Here is a 14,067-nt window from a genome sequence, read left to right on the forward strand (position 1 = left end):
AAAAACGGTCGCCAATAAGGTGAATTGATTCCCGAACTTCTACTATATTCAATAAAACGGTCGCCAATAAGGTGCATTGGTTCCCGAACCACAACTATATTCAATAAAATGGTCCCCAATGAGGCATATTGGTTCCTAAACTTTACTGCTTTAGAAAAAACGGTCGCCAATAAGGTGTATTGTTTCCAAACAACTACTAAATTTAACAAAACGGTCATCAATATGGCATATTGGTTCCCGAACCTCTACTATATTCAATAAAATTGTCGCCAATAGACCCTATTGGCGACCATAACTTTATTAATCTCTGCAAAATAGTCACCAAGTGAATTCAGTAGATTTCCTTAATCTTTAATCATTTTATAAAGAGCTAGCAGGTCCTTCCTTGATAAAATTTGCGGAACGGGGTAAAGAGGGGTGGCTTCTTTAAATGCACGCTCGACCATTAAGGGAATGTCACTGTCAATTATCCCGGTTACCTTAGCAGGAATGTTCATTTTTTGATTTAAATCCTTAATTGATTCAATAAACATAGCTGCCTTTTGCTCGACTGAATCAGCAGTCTCGCCAATTCCGGCTATATCAGCTAATTCGGCTAATGGCTTATGAACAGACTTGCCATAATAGGTGAGTACATATGGCAAAATAATGGCATTTGCCAGTCCATGAGGGACTCCATAAAATCCGCCTAACGTGTGTGCGATTGCATGGACATATCCTACATATGCACGTGTAAATGCCATACCTGCAAGATAGGCTGCTTTTTGCATATGTATTCGTGCATCGATATTTGTTCCATTATCATATGCTTCATAGATGTTATCGAAAATCAGTTTAACCGCCTCTTGACTATACGCTATTGTCTCTGATGTATTGCTTTTGCCAATGTATGCTTCGATGGCATGTGTTAACGCGTCAATTCCTGTTGTTGAAGTAATATGAGGGGGGAGCTGAACCGTAAGCAAAGGGTCTAGAACGGCATAGTGTGGAATAAGTGACATGTCATTGATTGCATACTTTTCATGGGTTTGGCTATTTGATACAACGGCAACAACCGTCGCTTCACTTCCTGTACCAGCGGTAGTTGGAACAGCAATGAGAAGGGGGATCTTTCTCCTTATCTTTAGTTCGCCCTTCATTTGCGGGATGCTTTTTTCAGGTCTTGCCAGACGAGCACCTACACCCTTGGCACAGTCCATTGGTGAACCTCCGCCAAAGGCAATCATTCCTTTGCAATTGGCTTTTTTGTATAGTTCAAGTGCTTCTTCAATATTATCAATCGTTGGGTTTGGAACGGTCTGATCATATAAAACGTATTCAATGTCTGCATCCTCTAACCCTCTTAGTAAACCATTAATAAGTCCAAGTGATGTAATGCCCTTGTCCGTTACGATTAGTACACGATCAATTCCCTTGTCAGATAACAGTCTTGGCACCTTATTTAAGCTATTTTTTCCTTCTAATAATTCGGGTTTACGCCAGGGCATAAAGTTTGATGCGATTCTGAAAGCGCCTTGATAAACACGGCAATATAATTTATACATTATCTCGCCTCCTTATAATTCTAAATTTTCTATTAATATTATGTAATCGTATCATTTAATAGAGGAAATTACTTCTAGCTGTCAATTAACTTTTTTTCGACAAATTTCACAAAAGTTCTTGACCAGCTCATAGAACAGGAGTATTATATAGAAGTTGATTGATTGACATATTTTTTTACATAATAACCTATATTTTGCGGGTGTAGTTTAGTGGTAAAACCACAGCCTTCCAAGCTGTTGTCGAGGGTTCGATTCCCTTCACCCGCTCCATACATATCACAACGCAGTGTTTCGTTTCGAAGAAAACGAGGTGCTGCGTTTTTTCCATTTTTATAAAAAAAAGGATGCTTGATTAGCATCCAATTATTTCAAAGTTCCCGTCTCCGCCATGTACTTGAATAAACATATTCATTAATGACTCCACCATCCTAGAAGCTTCATCACTGCTCATTGAAGGGCGCAAATAAACAATTTGCACAGCATTCTTCGTTTTTTCCGTTACACATGTCCTTTCCGAATCAACGAAAGGACTGCCAAATGGTCCTTTTTCATCTGCGCTCAAAAGCAAATTCTGGAGAGAGTTCACTCGTCCATTTAACCCTATGTATTCTTCTCCTTCAGATCCCTTTCTAATTTCGAGCGTACCGCTTAGTTGATCTGCATCATAGATGCCAATGGGTATTTGGTATTGTAAGGAGAAGAAATTATTGATATCAGTTGAACTGTTAACTGGCTTTAAATAGTCTTGTTTTTTCACTCTTCTATACAGTGCTTCTGCAGAATGACGATAACGGTTCGGATCCTTCCCGCATGCTTTAAAAATCTGCCGCCACTCTTTAATCCCTTCTAAATCAGTTACATTCTTCTCTTCTAAATCGAAAAAAATCGATTCCTGAAATAATTGCAGACGACCTTTGACCATTTGCGGGGAATCGCCTACTTGTATATTCTGATACCGAATCACGCCAACTTTAAATGCTGGAAAAAGTGTGCAAAGCTCTGGTGAAATATGAATTTCCAACCTTTCCACCTCCAAAAATAGTTAAAAATAGTTTATCATAATAGTCGATGCCTTTTAAAATACTTTCATTAATATATATGTAGAAAAGAGAGAAGCTTATGGACTTTTCGCAGTTAAAAAAAGAGATTATAGAATATAGCAAGACAATTGGTATAGATAAAATCGGATTTACGACAGCAAGCACCTTTGATGAATTAAGAAATCGATTGATTCGCCAGCAGGAGCTTCAATACCAATCAGGTTTTGAGGAGAAGGATATTGAAAAGAGAGTAAACCCTGCGCTGCTGATGGACAGCCCGCGTTCAATTATTGCGATTGCTCTAGCCTATCCATCTAAGATGAATGAAAGAGTGACGAGTAAAAAAGGGGAACGGAGAGGCATTTTCAGCCGTGCTTCCTGGGGAGAGGATTATCATCTTATTTTACGCGATCGGCTGAAAAAGCTTGAAGCCTATATTATCGAAAGAGTGCCTGAAGCAAAGTGCAAGTCAATGGTGGATACAGGCGAACTGGTGGATAGAGCTGTTGCCGAGCGTGCAGGCATTGGCTGGAGCGGAAAAAATTGTTCCATTATCACTCCGGAGTTTGGTTCCTATGTTTATTTGGGAGAAATGATTACGACCATTCCCTTTGAACCGGATCAGCCAATTGAAGACCAATGCGGAACATGCAATAAATGTTTAGAAGCCTGTCCGACAGGTGCGCTTGTTCAAGGCGGCCAAATTAACGCTCAGAAGTGCATTGCTTTTCTAACACAAACAAAGGGCTTTATCGAGGAGCAATATCGCGAAAAAATTGGCAATCGGGTGTATGGCTGTGACTCCTGCCAAACAGCATGTCCTGAAAACAAAGGGAAGAACTTTCACTTTCATGAAGAAATGGAGCCTGATCCTGAAATTGTAAAACCACTTTTGAAACCAATGCTCCAAATAAGCAATCGTGAATTTAAAGAGAAATTTGGACCGCTTGCAGGCTCATGGCGAGGAAAGAAGCCAATTCAGCGCAATGCCATTATTGCCCTTGCCCACTTTAAAGATGAAACCGCAGTGGATGAACTAATTGAAGTCATGAACAAGGACTCCCGTGCAGTGATTCGTGGAACAGCTGCATGGGCTCTAGGGAAAATCGGCGGGGAAACTGCCAAAGCGGTGCTAGAGAATGCGCGAGAAACCGAAAGCGATGAAGAAGTATTAGTTGAAATAGAGCGTGGGTTAGCATTTTTTAAGTAAAGTGATGTGATTCCCGCCATTATTAAAAAAACAGGAAAAATGGTAATCAAATGGGCCCAACAAAGCTCGCTCTTAATAAAAAATGAGTAACACGGCAATCAAACTAATCCAATAAAAAATAAGGAATGCCCCATGGCTTTCCTTATTTTTTTATGAGGTGAAATCGAAACTTCTTTCATATCTATAGTAATGAAAGGAGTGTTGGGCAGTGAGAGAACAACTTCAAGCACATTTGGAGAAAAGGGTTCAACAATGTGTTTCGAATACAGGAAGCACAATCCATTCTTGTAAAAAAATTGAGCAGAAAAAAGCTGGATTGGGGAGCCGTTCTGGTGAAATTATTAAGGCGCATGCAATCGGGACGATTGTTACCATTGGAAAAGAAAAAGATGATGTTCGTTCAGTTAATTATCGTGTTCATTTTAAATATTTGATTAAACAGCAAGGTCTTTTTCATATAGAAGAGGAAATAGAGACGAGAGCAGCGGAATTTTACAAAGGCATATTAGTGGAAGATAAAGAGATTGATCCTTATGAGGAGCTAATAGTTAAAGATGAGCCAATAGTGGAAGAGGAAGAGTCGATTGAAAGAATTTCGTACCTGTATGATCGGCTGAGAGCGGTTCAATATGCAGAAAGATGGTGGAATAGCTATAATCCAGCTTATAAATCATTTGAAGTAGATTGTACCAATTATATTTCACAATGTCTCCATGCAGGTGAAGCACCCATGCGAGGTTACCCGAACCGTTCACAAGGCTGGTGGATGAGAAGTAATAATTGGAGTTATAGCTGGACAGTCGCGAATTCTATGCGCTGGCATTTGCCAGGTTCTAAATTAGGCTTGAGAGCAAAAGAAGTTACTTCCCCTGAAGAGTTGCTGTTAGGGGATGTAATTTGCTATGATTTTCAAGGGGATGGGCGTTTTGACCATACCACAATTGTAACGGCAAAGGATGCATTTGGCATGCCTCTTGTGAACGCGCATACGACAAATAGCCGAATGCGGTATTGGGCATATGAGGATTCATCTGCATACACGCCGAATATAAAATATAAGTTCTTTTCAATAGTTGACGATGCATGAATCCGGATGAAAACAGTGCTATAATAGGATAGAAAGCATGAATTTAGAGGTGAAAATCGTGGCATTGCATATCGTTTTATATCAACCAGAAATTCCAGCGAATACTGGAAATATTGCTCGTACTTGTGCGGCAACAGATACGGTTTTACATTTAATTCGTCCGCTCGGCTTTTCTACCGATGACAAAATGTTAAAGCGTGCTGGCTTAGATTACTGGGAATTTGTAAATATTATCTATTATGATTCACTTGATGAATTTTATGAAAAAAATGAGGGCGGGGAATTTTTCTACTTAACGAAATTTGGCCATCAGCCACATTCTACTTTTGATTACAGTAACAAGGAAAAGGATTATTATTTTATTTTTGGCAAGGAAACAACAGGATTGCCGAAGGATGTTATTGAGGCGAATAAAGAACGTGCACTGCGGATTCCGATGAATGGAAATGTTCGCTCATTAAATCTATCCAACACGGCAGCAATTCTTATATATGAAGCATTGCGCCAGCAGGATTATTTACATTTAAAGTAAAACAAAAAAAGCTGCTGTCAGCCCAGCAGCTTTTTTTTTATTTTTCTACACCAGAACCAGGCTTGTCTTCGTATCCAGATGTGAAAATTGCTGATAAAAATGCAACCATAACACCAATAATGAGAATAAGCTTCATTACTATGTATCCCCCTTTATAATAGTCAAGCATAAATAACAAATCCATTATAGCCCATTTACAAGAAACTGTGAATGAAATGTGTGGAGATTTTTCTACACTTCTTTTCATTTCCCTTATTTAATTCATGTCTATTATTGACATTTTCCCCACTTATCATCCTTTTCGTTTTTTCATTTAAATGGAAGCCCATATTTTACCTATAAAAAGGACAACCGAAACAGGGCACAGATTAGCATGTTCATTTGCCGTGCCGCATACAGTATATTAATCGTCTCTGATAATGCGACAGGGGGAGGTCCTTATGGATATTCTAAAAAAAATTGAGATGTATCGCCATGAAGAGGAAAAGCTGAAATGGGAAGGGACTTTTGGAGAGTATTTAGAAATTGTTAAAGAAAAGCCATGGGTTGCCCAGTCCGCACATTCCCGGGTTTATAATATGATAAAAGATGCCGGTGTAGAAGACGTAAAGGGGCAGAAACGATATCAATTTTTCAGCAATCAGCTATTTGGTCTTGAGGAAGCGCTGGAAAGACTCGTTGAGGAATATTTTCATCCGGCAGCTAAAAGACTGGATGTCCGTAAACGAATCCTTTTATTAATGGGACCTGTGAGCGGAGGAAAATCTACTTTAGTCACCATGTTAAAAAGAGGGCTGGAAGCATATTCCCATCATGAGAAAGGTGCGGTCTATGCGATAAAAGGCTGCCCAATGCATGAAGATCCGCTTCATTTAATTCCTCATCATCTCCGCAAGGATTTCTATGATGAATATGGAATTCGAATTGAAGGGAATTTATCTCCATTAAATAGTATGCGGCTTGAGCAGGAGTATGGAGGCAGGATAGAAGACGTTCAAATTGAACGAATTATTTTCTCAGAGGATCGCAGGGTGGGAATCGGCACGTTCAGTCCATCGGATCCAAAATCACAGGATATTGCTGATCTAACTGGGAGCATCGACTTTTCAACCATTGCTGAATATGGCTCGGAGTCCGATCCGCGTGCATACCGCTTCGATGGAGAATTAAACAAAGCAAACCGTGGAATGATGGAGTTTCAGGAAATGCTTAAATGTGACGAGAAATTCCTTTGGCATTTATTATCTTTAACCCAGGAAGGGAATTTCAAAGCAGGAAGATTTGCGCTCATTTCCGCGGATGAACTAATTGTTGCGCATACGAATGAAACGGAATATCGTTCATTCATTTCGAATAAGAAAAATGAGGCCTTGCATTCCCGGATTATAGTCATGCCTATTCCATATAACTTGAAAGTCACGCAGGAAGAGAAGATTTATGACAAAATGATCCGTGAAAGCGATGTAGCAGATGTTCATATTGCGCCTCATACGTTAAGAGTGGCCGCCATGTTTACGATACTAACCCGTTTAAAAGAACCTAAGAAGGGTGACATCGATTTAGTAAAGAAAATGCGTCTATATGATGGGGAAAATGTGGAGGGCTATAATCGTGCTGACGTAGAAGAATTGAAGAAGGAATATGCGGATGAAGGAATGAGCGGGATTGATCCTCGTTATGTCATCAACCGAATTTCTTCAACGATTATTAGAAAAGAAGTGTCATCGATCAATGCACTGGATGTTTTGCGATCCTTGAAGGAAGGGCTAGATCAGCATCCTTCGATTACGCCTGAACTGAAGGAGCGCTATTTGAACTTTATCTCACTTGCCCGCAAGGAATACGATGATATTGCGAAGAAAGAAGTTCAAAAGGCTTTTGTCTATTCCTATGAGGAATCAGCGAAGACGCTAATGGATAATTACCTTGATAATGTAGAAGCATATTGCAATAAGTCGAAGCTTCGCGACCCGTTAACAGGTGAGGAAATTAATCCAGATGAAAAGCTCATGCGTTCGATTGAGGAGCAAATTGGTATTTCTGAAAATGCAAAAAAAGCATTCCGCGAAGAAATTTTAATCCGTATTTCCGCTTACGCACGGAAAGGAAAGCGATTTGATTATAATTCCCATGATCGTCTTCGTGAAGCCATTCAAAAGAAACTGTTTGCTGACCTGAAGGATGTTGTGAAAATTACGACGTCAACAAAGACACCAGACGAACAGCAGCTGAAAAAAGTAAATGAAGTGGTAGCCCGCTTAATTGATGAGCATGGCTATAATTCAACCTCGGCAAATGAATTGCTGCGCTATGTAGGAAGCTTGCTGAATCGATGATTGTAATGACTTAAGTAAGAATAGGAAAAGGACAGTCACTTCAGACTGTCCTTCCTTTATCTCAAATTTTCTAATCTCATTGGATTCCCTCAGAATAATGCTTCCGTTTGCATACTCCTCGATCGTCTAATTGTTCACTTGATCCCCAACTATTAAAAAGAATAATTGTGTAGCTGAGGCTCTAAAAATGTGCGTACAATAGCTTTACAAACATAAGCTGATGTAAAGCTTGCTAATCATTAAATTTAATAGATCAATAGAAAATATTTAGGTGTTGGCTATAAAAAAAGGAAAGTGAAGTCGGGTGGAGACTGACTTTCTTAAACATTTGGACGGTTTTGTCGGGGAGATAGGCTTGGTGGAACGGTTCGATGATTAGTGATTTTTGATGAGTCGGATCAAATGAAGCTATCGTTCGAACATCCCGAATTTAATTAACAACTTGTTCTCCGAATATTTTTTTCCACATAACTTGTCCTTCTAATAAATATGATTGCCCCATTATCGAAATTATGTGTAAATTATTTCGGCCTCTTGCATAGGATAGAGTAATAAACACTAAATGGACCAGAGTTGTCCAGATTTTGTTAGTACTGTTAAAAGAGATTGAAGCAGGCAAACGGGATTTTGGAGTTATGTATAATTGCAGTTTGACACTCTCGATATTGTATGTTGATTAGTTCAATGTGTGCGAAAGAATTTAATAGAAGGAGGGCAAAAAAAATGACCGATACTAATAATCATCAGTTTGTAATTTCACAAGAAGATTGGTCCCTCCATCGCAAAGGCCATGATGACCAGCAGCGCCATCAGGAAAAAGTACAGGATGCAATTCGAAATAATTTACCAGACCTTATCACTGAAGAGAGTATAGTGATGTCGAATGGTCGAGAAGTAGTAAAAATCCCGATTCGTTCACTAGACGAATATAAAATCCGCTATAATTATGATAAAAACAAGCATGTTGGCCAAGGAGATGGAGACAGTCAAATTGGTGATGTCGTGGCGCGCGACGGATCAGCAAGCCAGAAGGGACCTGGAAAAGGGCAAGGGGCAGGCGATCAGCCTGGGGAGGATTACTTTGAAGCGGAAGTATCCTTAATGGAGATTGAAGAAGCATTATTTAAGCAGTTAGAGCTGCCTAATCTAAAGCGAAAAGAGCAAGCAGAGAACCTTGTTGAGAATATTGAATTTAATGATATCCGTAAAACAGGCCTAATGGGGAATATCGATAAAAAGCGGACAATGATGACCGCATTTAAGCGAAATGCAATGACAGGAAAGCCAAGTTTCCATCCGATTTATCAAGAAGATTTAAAATTTAAAACGTGGAACGAAGTGAAAAAGCCAGACTCAAAGGCTGTTGTGTTAGCGATGATGGATACGAGCGGCTCAATGGGAATCTGGGAAAAATATATGGCTAGAAGCTTCTTCTTCTGGATGACCAGATTTTTAAGAACAAAATATGAAACAGTTGAAATCGAATTTATTGCTCACCATACAGAAGCGAAAGTTGTATCAGAGGAAGACTTTTTTTCAAAGGGAGAAAGCGGAGGAACGATCTGTTCATCTGCCTACCGAAAATCCCTCGAGCTCATTGATGCAAAATACAATCCTCAGAAATATAATATTTACCCCTTCCATTTCTCAGACGGTGACAACTTAACCTCAGACAATGCACGCTGTGTAAAGCTTGTCGAGGATCTAATGAAGGTATCAAATATGTTTGGATATGGGGAGGTAAACCAATACAACCGCCACTCCACCCTCATGACAGCATATAAAAACATCAAGCATGAAGATTTCCGCTACTATATATTGAAGCAAAAGTCCGATATTTTCAATGCACTTAAGACCTTTTTTAAAAAAGAAACAGAAACAATAAAGGTATAGAAAAAAGGCATTGCTACTATCAGCAATGCCTTTAAATTTGGGGGTGAGAAATTCACTAAAAGTATTTGAATCCACTTACCCCTTACTCCATTTAAAAACATAAATGTTGATTTTTGTGAGAGGCATATCAAAAGGACGCCTTCATTCGTAAGAAAAGTGCCCGATTCTGGACCAGCTAGTATCAAAGTTTGTTCTCTTTCCCTGAAAAAACTATTAATCTTCTGTGATTTTACTGGATTATAAGCGTCATGCCTCATGTTATGAATATATAGTCTCTCACATTTACTGGCAGATTGTTCCTGTTTCTATGCCTGTAGGAGCTACTCCAACCGGAACCACATCAATCACCGTATTCGTCGCTGTATCTATTACCGAAACTGTACCATCAGCTTGATTTGTAACATAAGCACGCGTTCCATCAGGCAAAATAGTTACTTGATCTGGTGAAAGTCCTACGGGAATAGTGTCGATTACCGTATTTGTAGCCGTATCAATCAGTGAAACATTATTGCTGTCTTTATTTACAATGTACAAACGTGTTCCGTCCGGAGAGAGAGCTGTTCCAACAGGAGAATCCCCCACAGGAATGGTATCGATCACCGTATTCGTCGCTGTATCAATCACCGATACATTGTCACTTTCTTGATTGGTGAGATAAGCGAGCGTCCCATCTGGTAATATTGCGATTGATCTAGGCCGGTCCCCAACGTTAATGGTATCGATCACCGTATTCGTTGCCGTATCAATGACTGATACTGTATCTGACAATTCATTTGCAACGTATGCTGTTGTTCCATCTGGGGTAAATGCTATCCCTTGAGGACCGTCCCCAACAGGAATAGTGGCAGTTACCGTATTCGTCGCTATATCAATAACCGATACTGTATCAGGACCAGGAACAAATCCATGATTTGAAACGTAAGCGGTTGTGCCATCCGGTGAAATCGCGATTCCTAGAGGACCATCACCTACGACAATGGTTGTGATTACCGTATTCGTCGCTGTATCAATGACTGTTACATTATCCGAAAAGAAGTTTGGGACGTAAACGCGTGAACCATTCGGTGTGACGGCTGCTTCAAGAGGCGCATCTCCCACGGGGATTGTAGCGATTACTGTATTCGTTGCCGTATCAATAACTGATACTGTATCATTTTCTCCTGGAGCCGGGGCACCAGCATTTGTAACGTAAACAAGGAAACTGCAACACTCAATGGTTGATATTTGTGATGCAGATGCTCCGTCTGTACTTGCTGTAATCGTAATTGAAGTAGGAGTTGTCCCTGCAGCTACATTCACTGTCGATGTAAAGTTTCCTGCTGCATCTGTTATAGTTGGATTAGGACTAAAACTTACTGCAGGTGATGAGCTAGTTAAGGTTACAGTTGCATCTCTCAACGGTATCCTGCCGTTACATGAAAAAACGGTACCTGAAATTTCTGCTAAACATTCTATATCAGATGGAACCGTAAGAGTAATATCTATAGGCGGACTGAAAAATCGACAAGGATCTAAAATCACTCGTACATTGAAGGTTTCTGTGATGATATTTCCAGCTTCGTCTGTCGAAGTGCATGTAACTACAGTCGTACCTGGAAGAAAGAAGGAACCAGATGCTGGGGAACAGATAATCCCGGAACTGCCATTTACTATTTGTGAAGGGAAATGTACAAATGCTCCTCTTCTACCAGGATCATTTAATACAGTAATATCGCCTATGTGGAACAAATTAAATCTTCCTTTCAATATGAATTTTGTTGGGTTCATATTAAAAGTATTCTTATTAGGAATTATTGCTTATCCATTAGCCTACATGAGAAGCATAAACCCTTGGCAAAAACCTAAAGTGGTTCGTTTTATGTTGGAGTTGAGTAGAGCTTGTCCTCGTAAGTGTCTAATAGTATAAATAAAAATAGGGGTATGATCCCCATTTTATTGGTAACTTTGATAGATTTCGGAAAAAATATAAACCTTCTTAAACCAACTGCTTTGTTGATATAAGGAGGTTTAATATGTAATAAAATATAAAAAGCAGGTAATCGTCTTTCCTGAAAATTGCAATTTGCAGCCTATTTATATTTTCAGTATCCATATAAATAATAAACTGATCTTGCTACTTTCATTCAATCTTCCTCATAAAACGATGCCTTATCAATAACAGCCTTTATTAATATATTTTTCATTGCAATATCATTTGTAGTACGAAAGACTTCTAAATTTTCCTTTACTTAAGGTGGTAGGCAAACTGCTGATGTAAAGTAAAACTAGAAAAAATGTACTATTCAAAGAATTTTAGTATTAATCAGATAGTCCACGTTAAGGGTATTAGTCCAGCAACTGCTTATTGGAAAATAAATGATGGAAGAAGAATTTGGGATTTGGCATATATTAAATAAATTTGAATAACAATAGTGTCCCCTAATTAATGATTAATAGGGACTTTATACTTAAAAAGTAAATAATCAATTCTAATTTTGGATTGTTTTCTTACCAAATCCATTCTTAATAAAATTGAAGCTTTATATAGCAAGCAATTACAAACCAAAGAAAAGGGCTGTTACACATAATAAACCCAATATGTAAAGAGAGCAGCACATTTTAATATACTGCTCTACTATCTTTTTGTTTTATATAGTCTTACATTAGAAGGATTGTTTATATCGTACCCAGAAAAATTACTCATCCTTTTGTTAGTTAATTCTTCTAATTTTTTTACGGATTTTTCAAATTCGCTTTCATTCATTTGCCCAGTAGCAAGAAGAGAACATAAAATAGCAAAGCCTATAGCTGAGTTATCAATGTGTACTTCCAAATTCATATCAACATCTGAATTTCCGCTGTTCCCTATTGAATTAATATTTTCATTATCATTATCATTTTTAATTGTATTTTTTGCTTTAGTAAAACCAAATGCTTTTAACCTGTCTTCATTTACAAAGTTATTGTTTTTTTTCACCATTTTTTTTCATCCCTTTGTTTAAAGGTGGGATATAATATATCCCACCACAGCTTAAAAGTCTACATCAACATTAGTGTTCTGATCTTGATCATTTTCCTGTTCTTGATCAGCTCTAACGCGTGCATTACTCCTGCTATTTAAACGAATATCCACACAAGAATTCCCAGAATTACTTACTAAAGAACGAGAGATATTAGTGTTTCTGTCGACATTTCGAACATCTGCTTCTGCATCTGCATCGGCTCTGTTATCAATATCGTTTCTGAAATCGATATCGCTTTCAACATTCACATTTGTCCTGCCATTGTTTCTTCTATTTCTAGAAGAACCTCTAAAGAAACTTTGGTTTCCGTTATTGTCAAACCCTCTTCTGCTCATTTAGATTCCTCCCTTCGCTTTCTTAATTACAATCTATTCACATATAGACACAGTGTATGGACATTTTACCAAGTGAAATAGCCCCTTTTTAGAGAATTATCATGTCTCTTGTTATTTTTAATGGGAGTTTTTTGGGTGTTTTTAGGAAATTTTTATGCCGGCTCTTGTTGATAGGATTGTTTAATAATATAGAAATACCAATCATTCCCTGGCGGAATGAGGACAAAAAAGCCTCAAAGAGATAGGGCTTAATGAAGCAGGAATTAACAAAAAACTATAGTGGGTTGCGAAGTCATTAGATAAAATTACGGAGATATTTTTTCTGCAGGGTGTTTAAGTGGCAGATAGTAAAATAGGGCAATAAACTAACTTTCAATTTTGTTGTTTAAAAGGGGTGTAAATTTAATTTTCTACTCCAATATAGATACCGTTCCTCTTTTAAAAGCCTTTTTAAATTTTCATATCCTGCTGAATAATAAACTGATCACGCTTCGTCCATTCAACCTTTTGATATAGATGATCCAGAGGAAAAAGAGTTAATTTATAGGGTGTTAAAAAAGGATCAGCTTGCTTTTCATGCAATTAAAATAGTTAGGGTCCATCAGTTCTTTTTCAAGAAAACTGCAGGAAAAAGGGCAGGACTCAACAGTCCTAATGGTTTGAGGTTGTATCGGTGATTTTAGAACAATTTACTCCTGGAACTGCAGATCGAGAAGAGGATTCAATATCAAGAAATATAGAAACATACCGCGAGAGGTGTAGTATTTAAATTCATATTAGTTTATGCACGCGCTGCTATTGCGAGGGGGCAGTTTCAAAGTGAGTCAAGAGGGAATTTATTGAATCAGTTATTTCGCAATGTAGAAATAATGCAGACGATAAACCGACAGTTCTCATTTTGTAGTAAATCATTTGAAGTTAATAGAAAAGGAAATTTCAAATTCAGCAGAATTTAAAAATAAAAAACAAAATTATATAATGAAGGAATTGAGCTTGTTTTAATTAAAAAAATTTGTATTATGTTTACTAAATGAAAAAAAGCCCTTCAATGAAGAGCCTTATCTTGTCTTATCAAGTAAATCAATAAT

9 protein-coding genes, 1 tRNA gene and 1 pseudogene are annotated in these 14,067 nt (G+C 38.2%); 6 read left to right on the plus strand and 5 right to left on the minus strand.

The window, feature by feature from the left end; translation table 11 throughout:
- Positions 1–344: 344 nt before the first annotated feature.
- Positions 345–1,544: an iron-containing alcohol dehydrogenase gene (locus ASU02_RS06800; RefSeq protein ID WP_057762283.1), complete on the minus strand. Its 1,200-nt coding sequence runs from the start codon at positions 1,542–1,544 to the stop codon at positions 345–347.
- A gap of 196 nt (positions 1,545–1,740) precedes the next feature.
- Between ASU02_RS06800 and ASU02_RS06805 the strand changes: the two genes are divergently transcribed.
- Positions 1,741–1,814, plus strand: a tRNA-Gly gene (locus ASU02_RS06805).
- An 82-nt stretch (positions 1,815–1,896) separates the two neighbouring features.
- Here ASU02_RS06805 and ASU02_RS06810 read toward each other — a convergent pair.
- On the minus strand, positions 1,897–2,565 hold the full coding sequence (locus ASU02_RS06810; protein ID WP_057762285.1) for a B3/B4 domain-containing protein: 669 nt from the start codon (positions 2,563–2,565) through the stop codon (positions 1,897–1,899).
- Between the two features lie 98 nt (positions 2,566–2,663).
- On the opposite strand from ASU02_RS06810, the gene queG reads away from it, so the two are divergent.
- From queG to yhbH, 5 genes are all read left to right on the plus strand, one after another.
- The gene (queG, locus tag ASU02_RS06815; RefSeq protein ID WP_057762287.1) at positions 2,664–3,794 is read left to right on the plus strand and encodes a tRNA epoxyqueuosine(34) reductase QueG; all 1,131 of its coding nucleotides are present in this window, start codon (positions 2,664–2,666) and stop codon (positions 3,792–3,794) included.
- Between the two features lie 208 nt (positions 3,795–4,002).
- Entirely contained in the window at positions 4,003–4,881 is an 879-nt protein-coding gene (locus ASU02_RS06820; protein WP_057762288.1) for an amidase domain-containing protein, read from the plus strand.
- Between the two features lie 58 nt (positions 4,882–4,939).
- Positions 4,940–5,413 carry a tRNA (uridine(34)/cytosine(34)/5-carboxymethylaminomethyluridine(34)-2'-O)-methyltransferase TrmL gene (trmL, locus tag ASU02_RS06825; RefSeq protein ID WP_057762338.1) on the plus strand — a complete coding sequence of 158 codons (474 nt, stop codon included), beginning with the start codon at positions 4,940–4,942 and terminating at the stop codon, positions 5,411–5,413.
- 440 nt (positions 5,414–5,853) lie between these two features.
- Positions 5,854–7,749 carry a PrkA family serine protein kinase gene (locus ASU02_RS06830; protein WP_057762290.1) on the plus strand — a complete coding sequence of 632 codons (1,896 nt, stop codon included), beginning with the start codon at positions 5,854–5,856 and terminating at the stop codon, positions 7,747–7,749.
- Between the two features lie 723 nt (positions 7,750–8,472).
- Entirely contained in the window at positions 8,473–9,642 is a 1,170-nt protein-coding gene (gene yhbH, locus ASU02_RS06835; protein WP_057762292.1) for a sporulation protein YhbH, read from the plus strand.
- A gap of 282 nt (positions 9,643–9,924) precedes the next feature.
- Here the strand turns inward: yhbH and ASU02_RS26885 are convergent.
- The 3 genes and pseudogenes from ASU02_RS26885 to ASU02_RS06855 form a co-directional block, all read right to left on the minus strand.
- Positions 9,925–10,848: pseudogene (locus tag ASU02_RS26885) on the minus strand (YVTN family beta-propeller repeat protein); the annotation flags it as partial.
- 1,408 nt (positions 10,849–12,256) lie between these two features.
- On the minus strand, positions 12,257–12,601 hold the full coding sequence (locus ASU02_RS06850; protein ID WP_232426178.1) for a hypothetical protein: 345 nt from the start codon (positions 12,599–12,601) through the stop codon (positions 12,257–12,259).
- A 51-nt stretch (positions 12,602–12,652) separates the two neighbouring features.
- Positions 12,653–12,979, minus strand: coding sequence for a hypothetical protein (locus ASU02_RS06855; protein ID WP_057762296.1), 327 nt, complete (start codon positions 12,977–12,979; stop codon positions 12,653–12,655).
- Between the last annotated feature and the right edge of the window lie 1,088 nt (positions 12,980–14,067).

The organism is Cytobacillus praedii, from assembly GCF_001439605.1.
Taxonomy (GTDB): domain Bacteria; phylum Bacillota; class Bacilli; order Bacillales; family Cytobacillaceae; genus Cytobacillus; species Cytobacillus praedii.

What these genes read in the sequence shown, in the direction of transcription:
- queG (WP_057762287.1), top strand. Translation starts at nt 2,664, where the DNA reads ATGGACTTTTCGCAGTTAAAAAAAGAGATTATAGAATATAGCAAGACA.
- yhbH (WP_057762292.1), top strand. Translation starts at nt 8,473, where the DNA reads ATGACCGATACTAATAATCATCAGTTTGTAATTTCACAAGAAGATTGG.
- ASU02_RS06855 (WP_057762296.1), bottom strand. Translation starts at nt 12,979, where the DNA reads ATGAGCAGAAGAGGGTTTGACAATAACGGAAACCAAAGTTTCTTTAGA.
- ASU02_RS06830 (WP_057762290.1), top strand. Translation starts at nt 5,854, where the DNA reads ATGGATATTCTAAAAAAAATTGAGATGTATCGCCATGAAGAGGAAAAG.
- ASU02_RS06850 (WP_232426178.1), bottom strand. Translation starts at nt 12,601, where the DNA reads ATGGTGAAAAAAAACAATAACTTTGTAAATGAAGACAGGTTAAAAGCA.
- ASU02_RS06800 (WP_057762283.1), bottom strand. Translation starts at nt 1,544, where the DNA reads ATGTATAAATTATATTGCCGTGTTTATCAAGGCGCTTTCAGAATCGCA.